Genomic DNA, 21,409 nt, shown 5'->3' on the forward strand with positions numbered 1-21,409 from the left:
GGCGCAGAATCGCCGCCATGAGGGAGGATGGAGCGATCCGCATCGAGCTGCTCGGTGCCCCGCGCGTGCTGCGCGCGGGCCAGGCGCTGCGCCTGCCGGTGAAGAAGTCGCTCGCGCTGCTGGCCGTGCTGGCGGTCGACGGCCGCTGCACCCGCGCCCGGCTCGCCACGCTGCTGTGGGGCGAGCTCGACGACGAGGCGGCGCGGCGCAACCTGCGCCGCGAACTGCACCGGCTGCGCGAGGCCGGGCTGGGCGAGGTGCTGGCCGGCGACGATGCGCTGGCGCTGGCCGCCGACGTGCGCAGCGATGTCGCCGAGCTCGCCGGCATGGACGGCGATCCGGCTTCCGACGCGCCGTTGCCCGAGGCTGCCACGCTGCTCGAGGGCTTCGAGCTGGCCGACGCGCCGGCCTTCGACGACTGGCTCGCGCAGGCGCGCGATCGCCTGGCGCGCCGCTGGGCCGAGGCGCTGGCCGCGCGCGCGCGCCGGCTCGAGGCGGCCGGCGCGTGGCGCGAGGCGCTCGCGCTGTGCCGCCGCCTGGCCGCGCACGACCCGCTGCAGGAGTCGCACGCGGTCGACACGATGCGCCTGCATGCGCTGCTGGGCGAACGCGGCGTCGCGCTGGAGCGCTACGAGCAGCTGCGCCGCACGCTGCAGCACGAACTCGGCCTCGAGCCGCTGCCGGCCACCGTGGCGCTGGCCGAGCAGCTGCGTGCGGCCGAGCAGCTGGCGCCGCTGGTGGCGCGCAGCGGCTCCGCCGGGCTGGCGCGTTTCCAGGCGCCGCTGGTGGGCCGCCAGGCCGAGCTGCAGCGCGTCGCGGACAGCCGCGCAGCCGCGCTGCTGCTGGTCGGCGAGCCGGGCGTCGGCAAGTCGCGCCTGGCCGATGCCGCGGCCGAGGGCGCCGAGCCGCGGGTGGTGGTCCGGCTCGGTCCGCTGGCGCGGGGTGCGCCGCTGCAGGCGCTGGCGCTGGCGCTGCGCGAGGCACTCGCCGGAGCCGCGGGGCACGAGCGCCTGGCCGGCCTGCCGGCATTGACGCGCCAGGAGCTGGCGCGCCTGTTGCCCGAGTTCGACGGCGCGCCGGCGCGCAGCGAGCCGGCGCATGCCGCGCTGCGCGGGCGTTTCCTCGCCGCGCTGGCCGACACGCTGCATGTGCTGGCGGCCGGCGGCGTGCTGTGGATCGACGACCTGCACTGGGCCGACGAGGCGCTGCTCGATCTGCTCGACCCGCTGCTGCACCGCCTCGGGCGCGAGCGCGCCGCCGGCGCGGCCGAGGTGCCGCGTGTGCTGCTCACCGCGCGCCGCCACGAGCTGGCCGAGCATGCCGCGGCGCGCGACCTGCTGCGCCGGCTCGAGCGCGCCGGGCTGGTGGAGCGCCTCGAGCTGCAGCCGCTGCCGCCCGAAGCGACGCTCGCGCTGGTGCGCAGCCTGTCCGGCTCGTCCGGCGGTACACGCTTCGCGCAGCGCCTGCAGCGTGCCACCGACGGCAACCCGTTCTTCCTGCTCGAGACCTTGCGCTACCTGTTCGATGTCGGCGAACTGGCGATCGACGCCCAGGGCGTCTGGAGCACGCGCTACGACGACGCCACCGCCGACTACGCCGAGCTGCCGGTGCCGCCGAGCGTGGAGCAGGCGGTGGTCGAGCGCTTCGAGCGGCTCGGCGCCGCGGCGCAGCGCCTGCTCGAGGTGGCCGCGCTGGCCGACGATCCGTTCAGCCTCGACGAGCTGCGCGGCGCCACCGCACTGTCGGACTTCGAGGCCGTCGACGGCCTGGAGCGCGCCGCCGGGGCCGACGTCATCACCGCCATCACGAGTGGCGCCGAGCCGGCCCGGCCGGCCTGGCGCTTCGTGCACGAACTGGCGCGCCAGGCGCTCGAGCGGCGCCTCGGCGCCGAGCGCCGCCGGCTGATCCACCGCCGCCTCGCGGCGACGCTGGAGGTGCAGCGTGGCCGGCCCGACCGCATCGCGCACCACCTGCACGGTGCCGGCGAGGCCGCTGCCGCGGTGCCGTGGTGGATCGCCGCGGCGCAGGCCGCCGAGCGGGTGTTCGCCTGGCGCGAGGCGCTGGCGCACTACGCGCTGGCGCTGCAGCACGACGCCGACCCGGCACGCCGCGCCGCCACGCACCGCGCGCGTCATGCGCTGCAGCGGCTGCTGTACGCCACCGCGGAGATCCTGGCCGAGGCCGACGCGCTGGCCGCGCTGGCGCAGGCGCTGCCGGGCGAGCCGCTGGCCGCCGAGGCGCAGGTCTGGCGCATCCGCGCGCACAACCTGGCGGAGAACTTCCCGCCCGGCGCGGCGGCCGCCGCGGCGGTCGACCCGGCCGGGCTGCCGCCCGCGCTGCGCCACGACCTGGCGCTCGCCGTCGCGCAGATGCGCCACGGCATGGGCGACCTGGCCGGCGCCGCCGCGCAGCTCGACGCCGAGGCGGCCCATGCCGACGCGCTGGCCCCGGCGCAGCGCCTCGACCTGCACCTGCTGCGCGCCGGCCTCGGCATGACCCGCGGCGACCTCGACGGCGTGGACCGCGACGCCGCCGCCGCGCTGCCGCTCGCGCAGGCGCTAAACCGCATCGACCAGGTGGCGCATGTGGCGAACCTGCGCGCCTACGTGCTGCACATGCGCGGCCAGACCCGTGCCGCGCTCGCCACGCTGGCGCAGGCGCAGGACGAGGCCGGGCGCGCCGGGCTGGTGGCGGTGCAGCGCTCGCTGCTGACCAACCTCGTCAAGCTGCACGTCGCGCTCGGCGACGGCCCGGGCGCGCAGGCGCGCCTGGCGCGGTCGATGGCGCTGTTCGCCGACAGCGACGACGCCGCCACCTGGGCACGCCTGCGCAGCCGCGAGGTCGAGGTGCGGCTGCTCAACGGCGAGCTCGGCGCGGCGCTGCAGGCGGCGCGCGCCGCCGTCGCGCTGCTCGAGGGCCTGGGCAGTGCCGCCGGCACCTTCTGGCCCTGGTACCAGCTCGCGCGGCTGCTCTGGCAATGCGGCGACCCGGCTGCCGCGCTGGCGGTCTACCGCGCGCTGCCGGGCTCGCCGGCCTGGAGCCCGATGGCGCAGGCGGCGGTGGATTTCTTCGGCGTCGCGCTGCGCCTGCCGGACGAACCGGGCGTGGTGGCCGATGCCCTGGCTGCGCTGCCCACCAGCGGCGAACACAGCCACTACGACGAACGCGACCATGCCTACTGGCGCGCGTACGCGCTGCTCGCGGCCGGCCGCGCGGACGAGGCGCGGCCGCTGCGCGAGGCGCTGCAGGCGCCGCCCTTCACCCTGCACGCGACCTGCATGCTGTCGCTGCGCCTGCGGCTGGACCGGGCCCTGGGCGAGTCCGAGCCGGGCCTGGTCGAGGCTGCACGCGCCGCGCTCGACGCCGCGCCGCCGCTCGAGGCGCTCGAGCTGCGCGCCGCGCTCGGCGAGGACATCGGTGCCCGGGCCGAGGCCCTGGCCGCGACGCTGGACGACGCCGCGCTGCGCGAGCGCTTCCTGGCGCGCCACCGCCACCTCGCAGGCCCTTCGTTCTAGGGGGATTCAGGGGGCCGTTGCCGCGGGCCGCCGGCCCGCAACGCTCCCGCAACGCCGCCGGGCGCGCAATCGCGCCGACGAGGTGGCGATGAAGCCCGAGCCCGACCGATCCGCACCCGAGGCGCTGCAGTTCCGCATCGAGCTGTGGCCGGAGACCCCGGCGCGGCGCTGGCATGCGCGCGTGTGCAGCGTCGACGGCCGGCCGCTGTTCGAGTCGGACAGCCCGCTCGAGCTGGTGCGCCGCCTCGCGCAGTGGAGCCGCACGGCCCCGCCGCCGCCCGGATTGCGCTGACGAGGAGAGCACCATGAGCCTGAGTCCATCACCGCTGCGACCGCACCTGGCCGCCCTGTTCGCTGCCGCGGCCCTGCTGGGCTGCGGGGGCGGCGGTGGCGGCAACCCGCCCGCACCGCCGCCCCCGCCGCCGCCGGCCAACACCGAACCGGAGGCCCGCTTCAGCGCCGCCGCGACGGTGGCCGCCGGTGCGCCGCTGGCGCTGGACGCCCGGGCCTCGTCGGATGCCGATGGCGACACGCTGGTGCACCACTGGGACTTCGGCGACGGCACGCGCGGCGGCGGCGCGCGCCTCGCGCATGTCTACCCTGCCGCGGGCGACTACACCGTGCGGCTGACGGTCGACGACGGCCGCGGCGGCCGGGCGAGCGTCACGCGCAGCGTCACCGTCACGGCCGGCCCGGCGCCGGGCACGCCGGCGCCGGCGACCGTGCTGGTCAGCGACGCCGACGGCGTGCTCGCCGGCGTCACGGTGGCGCTGCTGGGCAGCAATACCACGGCCCGCACCGCGGCCGACGGCAAGGCCACGCTGCAGCTGCCCACCGGCGCCGAGCGCACGCTCAAGTTCAGCAAGCCGGGCTATGCCGACCAGTTCAAGGTGCTGCAGCTGCCCGGCGGCGCGAACGGCACGCAGGTCGAGGTGCGCCTGCACCCGCGTGATGCGGCGCTCACGCTGGCCGATGCCACCGCCGGCGGCACGCTGGCCGGCCGCGACGGCGCGCGCCTGGTGCTGCCGCCCGGCGCGCTGGTGGACGCCGCAGGGAATCCGGTGACGGGCCCGGTGCAGGTGGCCGTGACGCCGGTGGACCCGGCGGCCGACCCGCGTGCCTTCCCGGGCCGCTTCCAGGGCCTGCGGCCGGCCGGCACGCGCGGGCTGATCGAGTCCTACGGCACGGTCGAGTTCGTGCCGACCAGGAACGGCGCCCCGCTGCAGCTCGCGCCCGGGCGCCAGGCGACCATCGAGATCCCGATCTACACCGGGCTGCACCGCGAGGGCCGGCCCGTGCAGGTGGGCGACACCATTCCGCTGTGGTCGCTCGACGAGCGCAGCGGCGACTGGGTGCAGGAAGGCCAGGGCACGGTGGTGGCCAGCACCGCCTCGCCCAGCGAGCTGGCGCTGCGCGCACGCGTGGGCCACCTGTCGTGGTGGAACTGCGACCAGTGGCTCGGCGCCATCCCCGAGGACTCGTGGAACCCGAACCTGAAGTGCTGCATCCGTGACACGGCGAACGGGCCGTGCAAGGAGAACTCGGGCGACATCTGCGAGCACACCGGCAGCGGCGGCTCCGGCAGCAGCGGTGCCGGCGCGGCCGGGCCGCTCGGCACGCCGCGCCACAAGGTGCGTCTGGCGGTCGAGCCGGCGACGCGGCGTGCCCCGGCGGTGGCAGCCTTCGCCACCGCCCCGGCGGTGGCCGGCGCGCGGCTGCCGATGCCTGCCGGCGTGGACATCACGCTCGACTCCACCGCCCGCAACGGCACCTACCGCGGCCGCACCGTGCTGCGCGGCGCGGCCGGGGTGCTGGAGGACGTCACCGTCAGCGTGCTGCCGGTGGCCGGCGGCGGCGACGGCGAGGCGATCACGCTGCCCTGGCAGCAGGACTACGCGGTGCAGGCCAACGGCGAGCTCGACCGCTACACGCTGCAGATGCCGGCCGGTCCGGGCTTCGAGCTCTACGTCTCGCGCTCGGGCTCCAACCTCACCGGCACGCTGACGTTGCGGCGGCCCGACGGCAGCGTGGCCGGGCGGCAGAACTTCGCCGCCGGCGCGGCCTACCTCGCCGAGGCGAGCGTGGCCGCGGCCGGCACCTACACGATCGAGATCAGCGCCGGCAGCAATGCGCCGGGCGCCTACCGGCTCGAGGCGGTCAGCTTCGGCGCCTGCTCCAGCATCGCGGTGGCCAGCGTGCCGGGCGAGCTGCAGGTCGAACTGGCGCCGAAGCAGTCGCGCTGCTTCGACCTCGCGCTGCCGGCCGACAGCGCGCTCCAGGTCGAGCTCACCGGCAACCAGAACCAGCTGGCCGGCTCGATCGCGCTGGCCAGCGCCGGCGGCGCGCAGCAGCTGGTGGCCCGGCCCTATCCGGGCCTGGACCTGCTGACCGGCGTGTCCGCTGCCGGCACCTACCGGCTGCGCGTCAGCAACACGACGCTGAACACCGGGCGGGTCGACCTCGCGCTCGCCCGGCCCGCGGCCGAGGTGATCGGTGTGCCCGCCACGCGTACCATCACCGATCTCGTCCAGGGCGAGCCGCGGCTCTACCTCGTGAAGCCGCCGGCCACCGGGCCCAACGCGGGGCTGTACCACGTGATGCTGTCGGCCACGAGCGTGCAGGCCGGCGTGCAGGTGGATCCGGCCAACGCGACCATCGTCACCGGCTGCGCGAGCTGCACCAACCCGATCGCGCAGACCACTGCACTGGCGCAGCGCAACACCGCCCCCGGGCTGCCGGTGCTGAGCGTGTTCCGCAACGCCGGCACGGCCAACCCGGGCACCGTGGTGCTGCGCACCGGCGTGCCGACGCTGATCACGCGCGACGCGGACGTGAGCGGCAGCACCGGCGAGCTGCCGAGCGTCTACGCCTTCGACGCCGAGGCCGGCGATGCGATCGCCTGGGCGCTGGCGCAGCCCGCGGCGGCCAACGGCACCGCGGGGCTGAGCGTCCTGGCACCCTCGGGCGCGACCGTCACGTCGGCGAGCCCGGTGCGCACGCTGGCCGAGAGCGGCCCGCACACCGCTCTGGTCGACCCGTCGCCCAGCGGCGGCAGCGGCCAGCCGTTCACCCTGCGCGTCAACAGCGCGCCGCCGGTGCAGGCGCTGGCGCTGACGCCGCCGCTGACGCAACGCAGCGTCACGCTGCCGCTCGGCCAGGTGCTGCGCTACAGCCTCGACCTCGAGGCCGCCGACCTGGTCGGGCTCGAGCTGGCCTCGCCCGGTCCGCTGGCCGTGCTCGCCGACATTCCGGGTGTCGTGGCCGAGTCGACCACCAACAGCGGCAGCGGCCCGATCGACCTGCGTGGGGCGCCGGGCTACGTGCGGGTCGGCGGGCCCACGCTGCTGACGCTGCGCACCAACTCCAACGTGCTCGAGCGCGCGCGCGGCAGCCTCACCTTCGGCGTGCGCCGGCCGGCGCCGCCGACGGTGGCGATGAACGCCACGCGCAGCGGCACGCTCGCGCCCTTCGGCTGGACCAGCTTCCGGGTCGACGTGCCGGCCGCGGGCCGCTACCTGCTGCGCCTGGCAGCCACCACGCCGGCGCCCTACGCGCTGACCGGCACGGTGTGGGCGCCGAGCACGATCTTCAGCAACTACGGCGGCGAGTTCACGGCGTCGCTCTCGTCCGCCTCCGTGCCGGTGGAAGGCCTGGGCCCGCTCGCGGCCGGCGTGCACACGATCAGCGTGCGCCACCCCGGCGGCAACACGAGCGACGTGGGCTTCGCGGCCGCGCTGGTGGACCTCGAGGCGCCGGTTGCGCTGGCGGTGAACGGTGCCACCGTGGCCGGCACGCTGGACGCCGGCGAGCGCGACTACGCGAGTTTCGCCGGCACCGGCGGCCAGGCCTACACGCTGGTCGTGACGCCGCAGTTCGCCGGCACGCTGCGTGTGCGCAAGCTGAACCCGAACGGCGACTGGACCAACCGCACCGACGTGTTCACGCTCGCCGGCATGCCGGTGGCCCTGGCCTCCGGCAGCCCGGCGACGGTGAACTTCACGATCCCCGCCGACGCGACCTTCGGCAGCGGCAGCTATGTCGTCGAGCTGGCGGGGGAGGGGACGGCGAGCGGGGCGTGGACCATGCAGATCGACTCGCCCTGATCGGCGCGGGCCGGGCGGTCATGCCGCAGGCCCGCGTCAGTCGCGCTGCCGACCCAGGCTCGCCGCCGCCCCCAGGGCGAGAACGGCGCAGGCGGCGAAGGTGGCGACCAGCAAGGCACCGTCGGCGGCATGCAGGGGCCGCAGGCTCAGGAGCCGGCTGGCCATCGGGACCTGGACCAGCGCGCCGAGCGATGCGAGCGTGCCGGCGACGAGCCAGCGGGCGGTGGCCTGGCGCAACTTCGTCAGGCCGGTCGTGAGGCCGGCGCTGGCCGTCAGCAGGAGGCTCAAGGCCATCGCGCGCGCGTGCTCGACGTCGCGGTCCGCACCGAGCGCGTGGAGGTAGCTCCAGACCACTGCCACGCTCACGAGCGAGCCGACCAGGACGATGGCCAACCAGCTGTCGGCCGAGAAGAAGCGCGCCCGGCGACGGCGCCGTGCCGGGGCGAGCGGTCCCGCCGAGGGCAGGTCCTGGAAGGCCAGCATCGCCGTCGGATGGATGACCAGCTCCAGCCACACGATGTGTACCGGCAGGAACAGCAGGGGCAGACCCATCAGCGGGATCGCGGCCGCCCCGATCACGAGCGGCAGGTGGACGAGCAGCAGGTAGGCAAACGCGAGCCGCAGGTTCTGGAAGAGCTGGCGGCCCTCGGCCACCGCATCGACGATCGTCCTGAAGTTGTCGTCGAGCAGGACCACCGGAGCGACCTCCCGGGCGCTGCGCGTGCCGCGCTCCCCCATGGCCACGCCGATGTCGGCCAGGCGCAGCGCGGGCACGTCGTTGACGCCATCGCCCGTGACGGCGACCAGTTCGCCCTGCGCCTGCAAGGCCTGCACCAGCGCGAGCTTCTGCGGCGGGGTGGCGCGCGCCACCACATGCACGTCGCGATGCCCGCCGAGGCGGGCCCCCGCGTCGTCGTCGGGCGCCAGGACGACCACTGTCGGCCGAGCGCCGCCGAGCCCGATCTCGCGCGCGATCGCCGCCGCCGTGGCCGGATGGTCCCCGGTGACCATGATGACGCGCATGCCGGCACCGATGCATTCCGCGACGGCGTCGCGGACACCCTCGCGGACCGGGTCCTCGAAGGCCAGCAGCCCGATGAACTCGAAGCCGGCCTGGGGTTCGCCGTCGACGCTGGCGCCGGAGGGCATGCGGCGCATGGCGCAAGCGATGACCTTGTGGCCCGACAGTGCGTACTCCTCCACCCGCGCCAGCCAGCCGGCCCGTTCGCTCTCCGTCAGCGCACAGGTCGCCAGCACGGTCTCGGGGGCACCCTTCGTGAAGGCCGCCGCGTCTGCGCCGCCCCGGCGCAAGACCACCGTCTCGCGACGCCGGGCTTCGGTGAACGGGAAGTCGGCCAGCCTGGTCGTCGGCGGCAGCGGGCCTGCCGCGCCGCGCAGGGCCTGATCGAGCGGGTCGCCGCTGTCCGGCCGTGAGGCGAACGCGGCCGCCTCGAGCAGCGCGTCCTCGCCGACACCGGCAGCGGGTGCCCGATGGGCCAGCACCAGCGACCCGGCGGTGATCGTTCCGGTCTTGTCCGACACGATGCAGCTGACGCGGCCGATGTTCTCCACCGCCACCGCGCGCCGCACCAGCGCGTTCCTGCGCGCCAGGCGGAAGACGCCGACGCCGAGGAAGAAGGTGTAGACGACCGGGAACTCCTCGGGCAGCGCGGCCACGGCCAGCGTCACCGCGCTGAGCACGGCATCGATCCACCCATGCCCATGCCAGAGCCTGATCGCCGCCAGGACGACGCACATGACGACGGCCAGGCCGATCAGCACGGCCACCAGCTCGGCGATGGCCTGCTGCAGCGGGGTGGCCGCGTGGCTGCCCTCGGTGGCGGAGCGGACGATCTCGCCATAACGCGTCTCGCCGCCGATGAACACGATGCGCAGTCGTGCCGTGCCGGTCAGCAGGCGTGTTCCTGCCGTCCCCCAGTGCTCGTCCGACGCGCTGGCCGGCAGAGGCGACTCCGCGTCGAGGGCGCGCTTGGCCACCGGCAACGACTCGCCGGTCAAGGTCGATTCGTCGACCTGCAGACCGGTGCCCGACACCAGCAGCCCGTCGGCGGGGAAGTACTCGCCGGGCACCACCTCGACCAGGTCGCCCGGCACCAGCTCGCGCGACGGGATCTCGCGCCACTGCCCGTCGCGCGAGACCCGTGCCGAGCTCGCCAGGCGGCTGGCCAGGCCCGCGGAGGAGGCCGACGTCCGTCGATGCAGGTAGGCATCCATGCCGAGCAACGGCACCAGCGCGACGAGCAGGGTGAGCGACTCGGTGATCTGCCCGAGCAGCCCGAACAGGCCCGCGGTCAGCACCAGGAACCAGAGCATCGGGTCGCGTGCCGTCTCGCGCGCGATGGCCCGCCAGCCGCTGCCGGTCTGCACCACGATGTCGTTGAACCCGTCGCCGCGCCGGGCGTCGACCTGCTCGGTGCTCAGGCCCCGCGTGCCCAGGCCCACGCCAGCCAGCCGCTCGAGCGGCACCGTGCGCCGACTCATTCCGGCTCCACGCGTGGATGCCGGTGGCACTCGACGCAGTTCCGGAAGTCCCGGATGCCCTCGTCGAGGTGCTCCGCGCGCACCTTGGCCTCCGGGTGCTCGTGGCTGCCGTGGCAGGCCAGCAGTTCGTGCCAGCGCAGTGGTTCGACGCCAGGCCGGGCCGATGGCATGGGTGCAGCCGGCCGGCGGCGCCGCACCAGCATGCCGACGCCCACCGCCAGCTGCAGGAGCAGCGCAGCCGAGAGCCATCCGAGCAGTTCAGCAGCGGTCATCCGGGTTCCGTGACCTCGCCGGCCGCCGACGCGGTGGGGCCAAGCCGCGATCGATTCTGGGAGCCGGTGACCTCTGCACGCTTGAGTGGCATCAAGCGTGCGGGCCGTTCACCGTGGCGCTTCGGGCGCACCCGGACCCGGGCGCCATCGGACCTTCGTCCGCCACGCCCCGATCGTCGAGTGGAGTCGATGCATCAGGTCATGTGACGGCCCGCTGCCTGCGCCTCGGGCAGCGGTTCGCCGGGATGACGGCCCAGGCTCATCGGCATCGACAGGAACGTGACGAGCACCACCGGCACCAGCGTCATCACGATCGCGCCGGCGAGTCGTGCGAGGAAATCGCGAAGGTCTGCGTTCATGTCGGGTTCCTTGCAGTCGGGTTGTCGTGGGTCGCGGAGTCAGGTGGCGGCCGATCGCCTGAACACGAGCTGCAGTCCTTCTCCCTGGCTGAGGTAGTAGTCGCCACTCGGGCTGATGACCACGGCGCGGGCCTTGCGCGCATCGGAGAAGTACTGCCAGCCATGACCCGGCTCGCCGGGCCGGGCCGACACGGCGATGGCCTGCATGCCGACGGCGGCCTGGCGACGATCCTTCGACTCCCGGCGATGGTCGCCTGCATGGGAGGAGGTGCCCACCACGGCTGCCGCGAGGGTGAGCGTCACGCCGATGTGGCTGAGCTTCATGAACATTCCTTTCGGGCGGTTCCAGTCGACGCTGACTGTGCGTCTACTCTGGCCGCCGGAACTTAGGAATGTCTGAGCGGGTACCGCCGCAGCGCAAGGGAGCGCGGGATGCGGCGGTCCCTCAGGCCGCCCCCGCCTCCTGCTGCGCCCGCAGCCGGGCGTTCACGTAGGCGCCCTGCGGCACGTGCAGCAGGTCGGCGATGCGCCACAGCACGTGGCGCTCGTGTTCGCTCAGGTGGCCGTCGGCATAGGCGACGCGCCACATGTGCTCGATCATGCGCAGCTTCTGCGGCATCTCGAAGACCGCGTCGATGTGCGAGGTGAAGCCGAACAGGTCGGTGGCCTGGCGTGCCGTGGCCTCGGCGAGCTCGGCCAGGCGTGCGGCCTCGTCGTCGCCGAGCGCGAACTTGTCGCGCAGCGCGGCGTGCACCGCCTCGCGCTCGCCGGCGTGGAAGCTCGCGTCGGCGCGCATCACCTCGACCAGCATCACCGCCGTGGCGAGCTGCAGCCGGTGCTCGGCCTCGCGCGCATCGGCGCCCGGCGGCGCCGGGCGCAGGCTGTCGAACAGGTCCTTGAGCGTCTTCAGCATGCGGTGTCCTCGTGCGGGAGCGCGGCCCAGGCGCAGGCGATCGCGGCGGCCAGGCGCGCGTTGGCGCGCACCAGCGCGATGTTGCCGCGCAGGCTGTCGCCCCCGGTCAGCGTGGCGATGCGCGCGAGCAGGAAAGGCGTCAGCGCCTTGCCGCCTACGCCCTGGGCCCGGGCGTCGGCCAGCGCCTGGTCGATGGCGGCCTCCACCTGGGCGCGCGGCAAGGCGTGTTCGGCCGCGATCGGCTGCGTCACCAGCAGGCCGCCGCCGCCCAGGCGCCACTGCGCCTGCATCGCGCGGGCGATGTCGGCCGGCTCGTCGAGCCGGGCATCCACCGGGAAGCCGCTGTCGCGGGTCCAGAAGGCCGGCAGCGTGTCGGTGCCGACGCCGATCACCGGCACGCCATGGGTCTCGAGCACCTCGAGCGTCAGCCCGAGGTCGAGGATGGCCTTGGGCCCGGCGCAGACCACCGCCACCGGCGTGCGGGCGAGTTCGAGCAGGTCGGCCGAGACGTCGAAGCTGGCCGGCGCGCCGCGGTGCACGCCGCCGATGCCGCCGGTGGCGAACACGCGGATGCCGGCGCGCGCGGCGATCATCATGGTCGCGGCCACGGTGGTGGCGCCGCTCGCGCCGCGGGCCAGCAGCAGCGGCAGGTCGCGCCGGCTCGCCTTGGGCAGCGCCGGGCCGCCGCGTGCCAGCGCCTCGAGTTGCGCCGGCGCGAGCCCGGCGCACAGCCGGCCGTCGAGCACCGCGCAGGTGGCGGGCACCGCGCCGCGGGCGCGCACCTCGTCCTCCAGCGCGCGGGCCGTCTCCAGGTTCTGCGGCCAGGGCATGCCGTGCGAGACGAGGGTCGATTCGAGTGCCACCACCGGCCGGCCCTCGGCGCCGGCGGTGGCCACCTCGGGGTGCAGGTCGAGCAGGGCATCGGGCGCGGGCATGGCGGCACTGTAGCCGGCCGCAGGGCGCGGATCTTGCGAAGACCCCGCGGCCCCAGCCGCACAGAAGAGGTCACGCGATGAACCACCCCCAGACCCCGGCCCCGGTAGGCACGGCGCACCAAGACGAGGAGGGCCGCACCGGCCTGAGCGCCGACGCACTCAAGCGGGCCTTCCTCGACAACCTGTTCTGCGTGCAGGGCAAGTTCCCCGCGCTGGCCACGCGCACCGACTACCACCTCGCGCTCGCCCACGCCGTGCGCGACCGGCTGCTGCAGCGCTGGATCAGCACCGCCGCGGCCTACACCAAGCAGGGCGCACGCACGATCGCCTACCTGTCGGCCGAGTTCCTGATGGGCCCGCACCTGGGCAACAACCTGATCAACCTGGGCATCCGCGGCGCCGCCGAGCAGGCCCTGGCCGAACTCGGGCTCGACCTGGACAGCCTGCTGGCCGCCGAGGTGGAACCCGGCCTCGGCAACGGCGGCCTGGGCCGGCTGGCGGCCTGCTACATCGACTCCATGGCCACGCTCGGCCTGCCGGCGCTGGGCTACGGCATCCGCTACGAACACGGCATCTTCCAGCAGGAGATCGCCGACGGCTGGCAGGTGGAGAAGACCGACCGCTGGCTGCGCTACCACAACCCCTGGGAGCTGATGCGGCCGGAGTGGACCGTGGAGGTCAGGCTCGGTGGCCGCACCGAGCGCTACGCCGACGCGACCGGCCGCGAGCGGGTGCGCTGGGTGGCCGACCGCACGGTCAACGGCATCCCCTACGACACGCCCATCCTCGGCTTCAACACCGCCACCGCGAACACGCTGCGCCTGTGGCGCGCCGAGGCGCCCGAGGCCTTCGACCTCGACTCCTTCAACCGCGGCGACTACTTCGGCGCCGTCAACCGCAAGACGGTGCTGGAGAACATCACCAAGATCCTCTACCCGAACGACGAGACGCTGCAGGGCAAGCAGCTGCGCCTGGAGCAGCAGTACTTCTTCGTCTCGGCCTCGCTGCAGGACATGCTGCGCATCATGCGCACGCAGCGCCTGCCGCTGGCGAGCTTCCACGAGAAGTTCGCGATCCAGCTCAATGACACGCACCCGGCCGTCGCGGTGGCGGAGCTGATGCGGCTGCTGGTGGACGAGCAGCAACTCGAGTGGGAGGACGCCTGGGCCATCACCACCCGCACGTTCGGCTACACCAACCACACCCTGCTGCCCGAGGCGCTGGAGCGCTGGCCGCTGCCGCTGTTCCGCGCGGTGCTGCCGCGGCACCTGGAGATCATCTTCGAAATCAATGCGCGCTTCCTCGACGAGGTGCGCGCGCGTTTCCCGGGCGACGACGGCCTGCTCGCGCGCCTGTCGCTGATCGACGAACACGGCGAGCGCTACGTGCGCATGGCGCACCTGGCCTGCGTGGGCAGCCACACGATCAACGGCGTCGCCGAGCTGCATTCCGGGCTGCTGCAGCGCGACGTGCTGAAGGACTTCCACGCGCTGTGGCCGCAGAAGTTCACCAACGTCACCAACGGCGTGACGCCGCGGCGCTTCTTGGCGCTGTCGAACCCGCGCCTGGCCGGCCTCATCGACGAGGCCATCGGCCCCGGCTGGCTGACCGACCTGACGCAGCTCAAGCGCCTCGAGCCGCTGGCCGACGACCCGGCCTTCCGCGCGCGCTGGCGCGACATCAAGCGCGAGAACAAGCGTGTGCTCGCGGCGCGCGCGCAGCGCAGCACCGGCGTGACGCTCGACCCCGATTCGCTGTTCGACGTGCAGGTCAAGCGCATCCACGAGTACAAGCGCCAGCACCTCGCGGTGCTGCAGGTGGTCGACCTGTACCGCCGCCTGCGCGAGGACCCGTCGCTCGTGATCGCGCCGCGCACCTTCCTGTTCGGCGGCAAGGCCGCGCCGGGCTACTGGGCGGCCAAGCTGATCATCAAGCTGATCAACGCCGTGGCCGAGGTGGTGAACGCCGACCCGGCGGTGCGCGGGCTGATCAAGGTGGTGTTCCTGCCCAACTTCAACGTCAGCGCGGGACACGACGTGTACCCGGCCGCGGACGTGTCCGAGCAGATCTCCACCGCCGGCAAGGAGGCCTCGGGCACCGGCAACATGAAGTTCATGATGAACGGCGCGCTCACCGTGGGCACGCTGGACGGAGCCAACATCGAGATCCGCGAGGCGGCCGGGCCGGAGAACTTCTTCCTGTTCGGCATGACGGTCGAGGAGGTCGAGGCGCTGCGCGCCGCGGGTTACCGGCCGCAGGACTGGGTGGCGCGCAACGCTCGCCTGCGCGCGGTGCTCGAGCTGATCGGCAGCGGCCACTTCAGCCGCGGCGACACGCAGATGTTCCGCTCGCTGCTCGACGGCCTGACCTACCACGACCCGTACATGCTGTTCGCCGATTTCGATTCCTACCTGGCCTGCCACGCCGAGGTGGACGCCGCCTACCGCGACCCCGAGCGCTGGGCGCGCATGTCCATCCTGAACACCGCGCGCTCGGGCGGCTTCTCGTCGGACCGTTCGATCGACGAGTACGCGAAGCGCATCTGGAACGTCAGGCCGGTGGCGGTGAAGCTGCTGACGCGCGAGGACGTGCGCGGCAGCGTGCTGCAGTAGGAGCGCCCATGGCCATTGAGCACCGTCCGATCACGTCGATCCTGATCGCCAACCGCTCCGAGATCGCGATCCGCGTGATGCGCGCCGCCGCCGAGCTGCGCATGCGCACCGTGGGCATCTACTCGCAGCAGGACCGCCAGGCCCTGCACCGGTTCAAGGCCGACGAGAGCTACCTGGTCGGGGAAGGACAGAAGCCGCTCGCGGCCTACCTCGACGGCGAAGACATCCTGCGCATCGCGCGCCAGGCGGGGGTGGACGCCATCCACCCGGGGTACGGCTTTCTCTCCGAGAACCCGGAGTTCGCCGAGAGCGTGGCGGCCGCCGGCATCCGCTGGATCGGCCCCTCGCCGCAGGTGATGCGCGTGCTGGGCAACAAGGTCGCCGCGCGCCATGCCGCGGTGAGCGCGGGTGTGCAGGTGATGCCGGCGTCGCCGCCGCTGCCGCACGACCTGGCCGCCTGCCAGCGCGAGGCCGAGGTGATCGGCTACCCGGTGATGCTCAAGGCCAGCTGGGGTGGCGGCGGGCGCGGCATGCGCGTGATCGAGAAGGCGGCCGACCTGCCCGGCGCGCTCGAGGCGGCGCGGCGCGAGGCGCTGGCGGCCTTCGGCAACGACGAGGTCTACTTCGAGAAGCTGGTGCGCCGCGCGCGGCACGTCGAGGTGCAGGTCCTGGGCGACCTGCACGGCAACCTGGTGCACCTGCACGAACGCGACTGCACCGCGCAGCGCCGCAACCAGAAGGTGGTGGAGCGCGCTCCTGCACCCTACCTCGATGCCGCGCAGCGCGCCGCCCTGTGCGAGAGCGCACTGCGCCTGATGCGCTCGGTGGGCTACACGCATGCGGGCACGGTCGAGTTCCTGATGGATGCCGACTCGGGCCAGTGTTACTTCATCGAGGTGAACCCGCGCATCCAGGTCGAGCACACGGTGACGGAGATGATCACCGGCATCGACATCGTGAAGGCGCAGATCCGCGTCACCGAAGGCGCGTGGATCGGGTTGCCGGAAGGTGACGCACGCGCCTCGGCCGGCGTGCCGGCGCAGGAGAAGATCGCGCTCAACGGTGCCGCGCTGCAATGCCGCGTCACCACCGAGGATCCGGAGAACGGCTTCCTGCCCGACTACGGCCGCATCGCCGCCTACCGCAGCGCGGCCGGCTTCGGCATCCGGCTCGATGCCGGCACGGCCTACACCGGCGCGGTGATCACGCCCTACTACGATTCGCTGCTCGTCAAGGTGACGGCCTGGGCGCCGACCGCGGCCGAGACCACCCAGCGCATGGACCGCGCGCTGCGCGAGTTCCGCATCCGCGGCGTCACCACCAACCTGCAGTTCCTCGAGAACCTGATCAACCACCCGGCCTTCGTGGCCGGCGAGATCACGACGCGCTTCATCGAGAGCACGCCCGAGCTGCTCGCCTTCAGCGCGCGGCGCGACCGCGCCACCAAGCTGCTCGGCTTCCTGGCCGAGACGGTGGTGCACGGCAACCCGGAGGTCAAGGGCCGCGAGCGACCGGCGCTGCCGCTGCCCAGGCCGGTGCTGCCGAAGCTGGATGCCTCGTCGCCGATTCCGCCCGGCACCCGCGATCGCCTGAAGCAGCTCGGCCCGGCTGGCTTCGCGCAGTGGATGCTGGGCGAGGAGCGGGTGCTCGTCACCGACACCACGCTGCGCGACGCGCACCAGTCGCTGCTGGCCACGCGCATGCGCACGGCCGACATGCTGCCGATCGCGCCGTTCTACGCACGCGCGCTGCCGCAGCTGTTCTCGCTCGAATGCTGGGGTGGTGCCACCTTCGACGTGGCGATCCGCTTCCTGAAGGAAGACCCGTGGGAGCGCCTGGCCGCGCTGCGCGCCCGCGTGCCGAACCTGCTGTTCCAGATGCTGCTGCGCGGCTCCAACGCGGTGGGCTACACCAACTATGCCGACAACGTGGTGCGCCACTTCGTGCAGCAGGCGGCTGCCGGCGGCATCGACCTGTTCCGCGTGTTCGATTCGCTGAACTGGGTGAAGAACATGCGCGTCGCGATCGACGCGGTGCTCGAGACCGGCGCTCTGTGCGAGGGCGCGATCTGCTACACGGCCGACCTGTTCGACCCGGCGCGCCCGAAGTACGCGCTCGACTACTACCTCGGCATCGCCCGCGAGCTGCAGAAGGCCGGCGTGCACGTGCTCGCGATCAAGGACATGGCCGGCGTGTGCCGCCCGCGCGCCGCCGCGGCGCTCGTCAAGGCGCTGAAGGCCGAGACCGGCCTGCCGATCCACTTCCACACCCACGACACCAGCGGCGCCTCGGCCGCCTCGGTGCTGGCTGCGGTCGAGGCCGGCTGCGACGCGGTGGACGGTGCGCTCGACGCGATGAGCGGACTGACCTCGCAGCCGAATCTCTCGTCCATCGCGGCCGCGCTGGCCGGCACGCCGCGCGACCCCGGCCTGCCCGCCGACGCGCTGCACGAGGCCTCGATGTACTTCGAGGGCGTGCGGCGCTTCTACGCACCGTTCGAGAGCGAGATCCGCAGCGGCACGGCCGACGTCTACCGCCACGAGATGCCCGGCGGCCAGTACACCAACCTGCGCGAGCAGGCGCGCGCGCTCGGCCTCGCGCCGCGCTGGAGCGAGGTGTCGCAGACCTATGCGGACGTGAACCGGCTGTTCGGCGACATCGTGAAGGTGACGCCCACCTCCAAGGTGGTGGGCGACATGGCGCTGATGATGGTGGCCAGCGACCTCACGCCCGAGGCCGTGCTCGACCCGGCGCGCGAGATCAACTTCCCCGAGTCGGTGGTGTCGCTGTTCAAGGGCGAGCTGGGCTTTCCGCCGGACGGCTTCCCGGCCGAGGTGTCGCGCAAGATCCTGCGCCTCGCGCCCGGCGAGGTGCCGCCTGGGCCCTACCGCCCGGGCGACCGGCTGGCGCCGGTGGACCTCGCGAGCGCACGCCGGCAGGCCGAGCAGGAGTGCGAACAGCCCTTGTCGGAGGCGCAGTTCTCGTCCTGGCTGATGTACCCGAAGCAGATGCGCGAGTTCTGCGCCCACCAGCGCCGCTACGGCGACACCTCGCAGCTGCCCACCCCGGTGTTCTTCTACGGCCCGCAGCCGCAGCAGGAGATCGCGGTCGAGATCGACCCCGGCAAGACGCTGCTGGTGGCGCTGCAGGGCGTGGCGCCGGACGGCGAGACGGCGCAGAAGGTGCAGTTCGAGCTGAACGGCCAGTCGCGCACCGTGCGCATCGCGCTGGCCAGCGCCGGCGCGGCGGCGTCGCGGCCGCAGGCCGACCCGGGCAACCCGGGCCATGTGGCGGCGCCGATGCCCGGCGCGATCGTCAGCGTGGCGGTCGCCAAGGGCCAGCGTGTCGGTGCCGGCAGCACCTTGCTGGCGCTCGAGGCGATGAAGATGGAGACCCACGTCACCGCGGACCGCGACGCCGAGGTCGAGCAGGTGCTCGTCGCCCCGGGGGACCGAGTGCAGGCCAAGGAGCTGATCGTGGTGCTGAAGCCGCTCTGAGGGCCTGACCCGCCCGGCGCGCCGTGACCTGCCCGGTCGACCGGATGGGGCGCGCGCTCGTGACGCGCGCTCAGGTGGCGACCGGCGACGCCCCGTGGCAGGCGCCGACATGGCGGCGCGTATAGCGGCGCCCCAGGCCGGTCAGCAGCTCGTAGGCGATGGAGTCTGCATCGGCGGCCACGGCGTCGAGTCCGGCGCGGCCGCCGATCAGCGTGACCGCCATGCCCGGCTGCAGTTCGCCCTCGGCCAGCGCGCCGGCATCGAGCGTGATCGTGTCCATCGAGACGCGGCCGACGAGCGGCAGCGGAACGTCGCCGAACCAGGCCGTGCCGCGGTTGCTGCCGCTGCGCAGCCAGCCGTCGGCATAGCCGACGGCGACGGTCGCGATGCGGGTCGGCCGCTCGCTGTGCCAGCTCGCGCCGTAACCGACCGCCGTGCCGGCCTCGACATGGCGGACCTGGATCACGCGGGCGTCCAGGCGAAGCACGGGCTGCAGCGGACTCGGCGCGCCCGTCACCGGCGCGATGCCGTACAGCGCGGCGCCCGGGCGGACCAGGTCGAAGTGGAAGTCCTCGCCGAGGAAGATGCCCGACGAGTTCGCGAGGCTGGCCGGTGCGGCGGGCAGCAGCCGCCGTGCCAGCTGGAAGCGGCGCCGCTGTGCCGCGTTGGCCGGATGCGCCGGCTCGTCGGCACAGGCGAGGTGGCTCATCACGAGGCCGATGCGCACGCCGGCCCAGGCCTGCGGGTCGGCGGCGAGGCCGCGCAGCTCCTCGGGCGCGAGCCCGAGCCTTGCCATGCCGGTGTCCACCTGCACGACCGCCTCGAGCTCGCGGTCGAGCCGGTGCGCGAGCGCGCGCCAGCCGTCGAGCTGGGCACGGCTGTTGAGCACCGGCCGCACGCCGTGCGCGACGAACGCCGGCTCGCTGCCCGGCATCGGGCCGTGCAGCACCGAGACGCTGGCGTCGTGCGGCAGCAGCGGCCGCAGCGCGATCGCCTCGTCGAGGTGGGCCACGAAGAACTGCCGGCAGCCGGCCGCCGCGAGCGCCGGGCCGACCTGCGCGGCGCCCAGGCCGTAGGCGTCGGCCTTCAGCACCGCGGCGCAGGCGGCGCGGCCGGCGCGGCCCTGCAGCAGCCGCCAGTTGGCGACGATCGCACCGAGGTCGATCGTCAGGATCGCGCCGGCCGAGGCCTCGTCGTGCGGCGTGTTCATCGCAGCGTGGAGACGGCCGGCGGCACGATCGCCGCGGGCATGTCGCGCCGGGCCCAGTAGTCGCGCGTGACCTTCACGACCACCGGCGACAGCAGCACCAGCGACACCAGGTTCGGGAAGGCCATGAAGGCGTTCAGCGTGTCGGACACGAGCCACACGAAGTCGAGCTGCGTCACCGCGCCGACCAGCACGAACACCGTCCACGCCAGGCGGTAGGGCGTCTCGGACACGGTGCCCACCAGGTAGGCCCAGCACTTCTCGCCGTAGTAGGCCCAGCCGAGGATGGTGGTGTAGGCGAACACGACGATCGCCACCGCCAGGAAGTTCGCGCCGAAGCCGGGCAGCGCCGTCTCGAACGCCGAGGAGCTCAGCACCGCGCCCTTCAGGCCGCTGTGCCATGCGCCGGTGACGATCAGCACCAGGCCCGTCATCGTGCAGACGATCAGCGTGTCGATGAAGGTACCCATCATGCCGATCAGCCCCGACTCGGCCGCGTGCCGCGTGCGGCCGGCCGCCTGCGCGATGCCGGCGGTGCCGAGGCCCGCCTCGTTCGAGAAGATGCCGCGCGCCACGCCGTAGCGCATCGCCATCAGCACACCCGCGCCGACGAAGCCGCCGGTGGCCGCGGTCGGGTTGAACGCGTGGTGCAGGATCAGTGCGAAGGCCTCGGGGATGCGGTCGGCATACAGCCCGAGCACGAGCAGCGACACGGCCACGTAGCCGACGCACATGAACGGCACCAGCTTCTCCGCGACCGCGCCGATGCGCTTCACGCCGCCCAGCAGCACGAAGCCGGTCAGCACCGCCATCACGATGCCCGAGATCCAGGGCGAGACGCCGAAGCTGGCGTTCATCACCTCGGCGATGCTGTTGGACTGCACCATGTTGCCGATGCCGAAGCCGGCGATGCCGCCGAACACCGCGAACGCGCCGCCCAGCCAGCGCCAGCGCGGGCCCAGGCCGTTCTTGATGGCGTACATCGGCCCGCCGGTCTGCTCGCCGCGGTCGTCTGTCTCGCGGAAGTGAACGGCCAGCAGCACCTCGGCGTACTTCGTCGCCATGCCGACCAGCGCGGTCATCCACATCCAGAACAGCGCGCCGGGCCCGCCGATCGCGATCGCGGTGGCGACGCCGGCGATGTTGCCGATGCCGACCGTGGCCGCCAGGGCCGTCATCAGGGCCGCGTAGGGGCTGATCTCGCCGGCCGCGCCGGCACTCGGGCGGCGGCCCTTCCAGATCATCCGGAAGCCGGTGCCGATGCGCAGCACCGGCATCAGCTTCAGGCGCGCCTGCAGGAACAGGCCGGTGCCGAGGATCAGCACCAGCATCGGCGGTCCCCAGACGAAGTCGTTGATCGCCGTGACGATCGCGGTGAGCGTTTCCAAGAATGTCTCCTCTCGTGGTGGAAGCAAACGAACGGGCGCCGCACCCTTCGAGGGGGGCGTGCGCGGCGGCCGCGGCGCCGGGGTCGCCGGCGTCGCGGGGGCGGGG

General features: G+C 73.7%; 13 protein-coding genes. 5 read left to right on the top strand and 8 right to left on the bottom strand.

Going from position 1 to position 21,409, the window contains the following annotated elements:
* The first annotated feature begins 17 nt into the window (after nt 1–17).
* From D9C15_RS16230 to D9C15_RS16235, 3 genes are all read left to right on the top strand, one after another.
* A complete protein-coding gene (locus D9C15_RS16230) occupies nt 18–3,515 on the top strand; it encodes an ATP-binding protein (RefSeq protein ID WP_127999081.1) in 3,498 nt (1,165 codons plus the stop codon).
* Nucleotides 3,516–3,603: 88 nt separating this feature from the next.
* Nucleotides 3,604–3,807, top strand: coding sequence for a hypothetical protein (locus D9C15_RS33425; RefSeq protein WP_164886744.1), 204 nt, complete (start codon nt 3,604–3,606; stop codon nt 3,805–3,807).
* A gap of 13 nt (nt 3,808–3,820) precedes the next feature.
* Entirely contained in the window at nt 3,821–7,618 is a 3,798-nt protein-coding gene (locus D9C15_RS16235) for a PKD domain-containing protein (RefSeq protein WP_164886745.1), read from the top strand.
* 36 nt (nt 7,619–7,654) lie between these two features.
* On the opposite strand, the gene D9C15_RS16240 is transcribed toward D9C15_RS16235, so the two are convergent.
* The 6 genes from D9C15_RS16240 to D9C15_RS16260 all read right to left on the bottom strand — a co-directional run bounded on the left by D9C15_RS16240 (nt 7,655) and on the right by D9C15_RS16260 (nt 12,599).
* Complete coding sequence (locus D9C15_RS16240; protein ID WP_127999085.1) at nt 7,655–10,120, bottom strand: cation-translocating P-type ATPase; 2,466 nt, start codon at nt 10,118–10,120, stop codon at nt 7,655–7,657.
* Nucleotides 10,117–10,392: a hypothetical protein gene (locus D9C15_RS16245; RefSeq protein WP_127999087.1), complete on the bottom strand. Its 276-nt coding sequence runs from the start codon at nt 10,390–10,392 to the stop codon at nt 10,117–10,119. The genes D9C15_RS16240 and D9C15_RS16245 overlap by 4 nt, the downstream gene beginning before the upstream one ends.
* Nucleotides 10,393–10,586: 194 nt before the next feature.
* Complete coding sequence (locus D9C15_RS33430) at nt 10,587–10,751, bottom strand: hypothetical protein (RefSeq protein WP_164886746.1); 165 nt, start codon at nt 10,749–10,751, stop codon at nt 10,587–10,589.
* A 39-nt stretch (nt 10,752–10,790) separates the two neighbouring features.
* A complete protein-coding gene (locus tag D9C15_RS16250) occupies nt 10,791–11,075 on the bottom strand; it encodes a hypothetical protein (protein ID WP_127999089.1) in 285 nt (94 codons plus the stop codon).
* Between the two features lie 121 nt (nt 11,076–11,196).
* Entirely contained in the window at nt 11,197–11,664 is a 468-nt protein-coding gene (locus D9C15_RS16255; protein ID WP_127999091.1) for a tellurite resistance TerB family protein, read from the bottom strand.
* Nucleotides 11,658–12,599 carry a pseudouridine-5'-phosphate glycosidase gene (locus tag D9C15_RS16260; protein ID WP_127999093.1) on the bottom strand — a complete coding sequence of 314 codons (942 nt, stop codon included), beginning with the start codon at nt 12,597–12,599 and terminating at the stop codon, nt 11,658–11,660. The genes D9C15_RS16255 and D9C15_RS16260 overlap by 7 nt, the downstream gene beginning before the upstream one ends.
* A 77-nt stretch (nt 12,600–12,676) precedes the next feature.
* Here D9C15_RS16260 and D9C15_RS16265 point away from each other — a divergent pair, with 77 nt between their 5' ends.
* Nucleotides 12,677–15,211 (top strand): glycogen/starch/alpha-glucan phosphorylase, encoded by a 2,535-nt coding sequence (locus D9C15_RS16265; RefSeq protein WP_127999095.1) that lies wholly within the window; start codon nt 12,677–12,679, stop codon nt 15,209–15,211.
* An 8-nt stretch (nt 15,212–15,219) separates the two neighbouring features.
* Entirely contained in the window at nt 15,220–18,708 is a 3,489-nt protein-coding gene (locus D9C15_RS16270; protein WP_375138796.1) for a pyruvate carboxylase, read from the top strand.
* Nucleotides 18,709–18,778: 70 nt separating this feature from the next.
* On the opposite strand, the gene alr is transcribed toward D9C15_RS16270, so the two are convergent.
* Both alr and D9C15_RS16280 read right to left on the bottom strand, forming a co-directional pair.
* Nucleotides 18,779–19,918 carry an alanine racemase gene (alr, locus tag D9C15_RS16275; RefSeq protein WP_127999097.1) on the bottom strand — a complete coding sequence of 380 codons (1,140 nt, stop codon included), beginning with the start codon at nt 19,916–19,918 and terminating at the stop codon, nt 18,779–18,781.
* Nucleotides 19,915–21,303 carry an alanine/glycine:cation symporter family protein gene (locus tag D9C15_RS16280; RefSeq protein WP_127999099.1) on the bottom strand — a complete coding sequence of 463 codons (1,389 nt, stop codon included), beginning with the start codon at nt 21,301–21,303 and terminating at the stop codon, nt 19,915–19,917. The genes alr and D9C15_RS16280 overlap by 4 nt, the downstream gene beginning before the upstream one ends.
* Nucleotides 21,304–21,409 lie beyond the last annotated feature (106 nt).

The organism is Piscinibacter defluvii (assembly GCF_004011805.1).
In the GTDB taxonomy this organism is placed as follows: Bacteria; Pseudomonadota; Gammaproteobacteria; order Burkholderiales; family Burkholderiaceae_C; genus Piscinibacter; species Piscinibacter defluvii.

Excerpts from the sequence above, each read along its gene's own strand:
- D9C15_RS16230 (WP_127999081.1), top strand. The coding sequence starts at position 18 with ATGAGGGAGGATGGAGCGATCCGCATCGAGCTGCTCGGTGCCCCGCGC.
- D9C15_RS33425 (WP_164886744.1), top strand. The coding sequence starts at position 3,604 with ATGAAGCCCGAGCCCGACCGATCCGCACCCGAGGCGCTGCAGTTCCGC.
- D9C15_RS16235 (WP_164886745.1), top strand. The coding sequence starts at position 3,821 with ATGAGCCTGAGTCCATCACCGCTGCGACCGCACCTGGCCGCCCTGTTC.
- D9C15_RS16240 (WP_127999085.1), bottom strand. The coding sequence starts at position 10,120 with ATGAGTCGGCGCACGGTGCCGCTCGAGCGGCTGGCTGGCGTGGGCCTG.
- D9C15_RS16245 (WP_127999087.1), bottom strand. The coding sequence starts at position 10,392 with ATGACCGCTGCTGAACTGCTCGGATGGCTCTCGGCTGCGCTGCTCCTG.
- D9C15_RS33430 (WP_164886746.1), bottom strand. The coding sequence starts at position 10,751 with ATGAACGCAGACCTTCGCGATTTCCTCGCACGACTCGCCGGCGCGATC.
- D9C15_RS16250 (WP_127999089.1), bottom strand. The coding sequence starts at position 11,075 with ATGAAGCTCAGCCACATCGGCGTGACGCTCACCCTCGCGGCAGCCGTG.
- D9C15_RS16255 (WP_127999091.1), bottom strand. The coding sequence starts at position 11,664 with ATGCTGAAGACGCTCAAGGACCTGTTCGACAGCCTGCGCCCGGCGCCG.
- D9C15_RS16260 (WP_127999093.1), bottom strand. The coding sequence starts at position 12,599 with ATGCCCGCGCCCGATGCCCTGCTCGACCTGCACCCCGAGGTGGCCACC.
- D9C15_RS16265 (WP_127999095.1), top strand. The coding sequence starts at position 12,677 with ATGAACCACCCCCAGACCCCGGCCCCGGTAGGCACGGCGCACCAAGAC.
- D9C15_RS16270 (WP_375138796.1), top strand. The coding sequence starts at position 15,220 with ATGGCCATTGAGCACCGTCCGATCACGTCGATCCTGATCGCCAACCGC.
- alr (WP_127999097.1), bottom strand. The coding sequence starts at position 19,918 with ATGAACACGCCGCACGACGAGGCCTCGGCCGGCGCGATCCTGACGATC.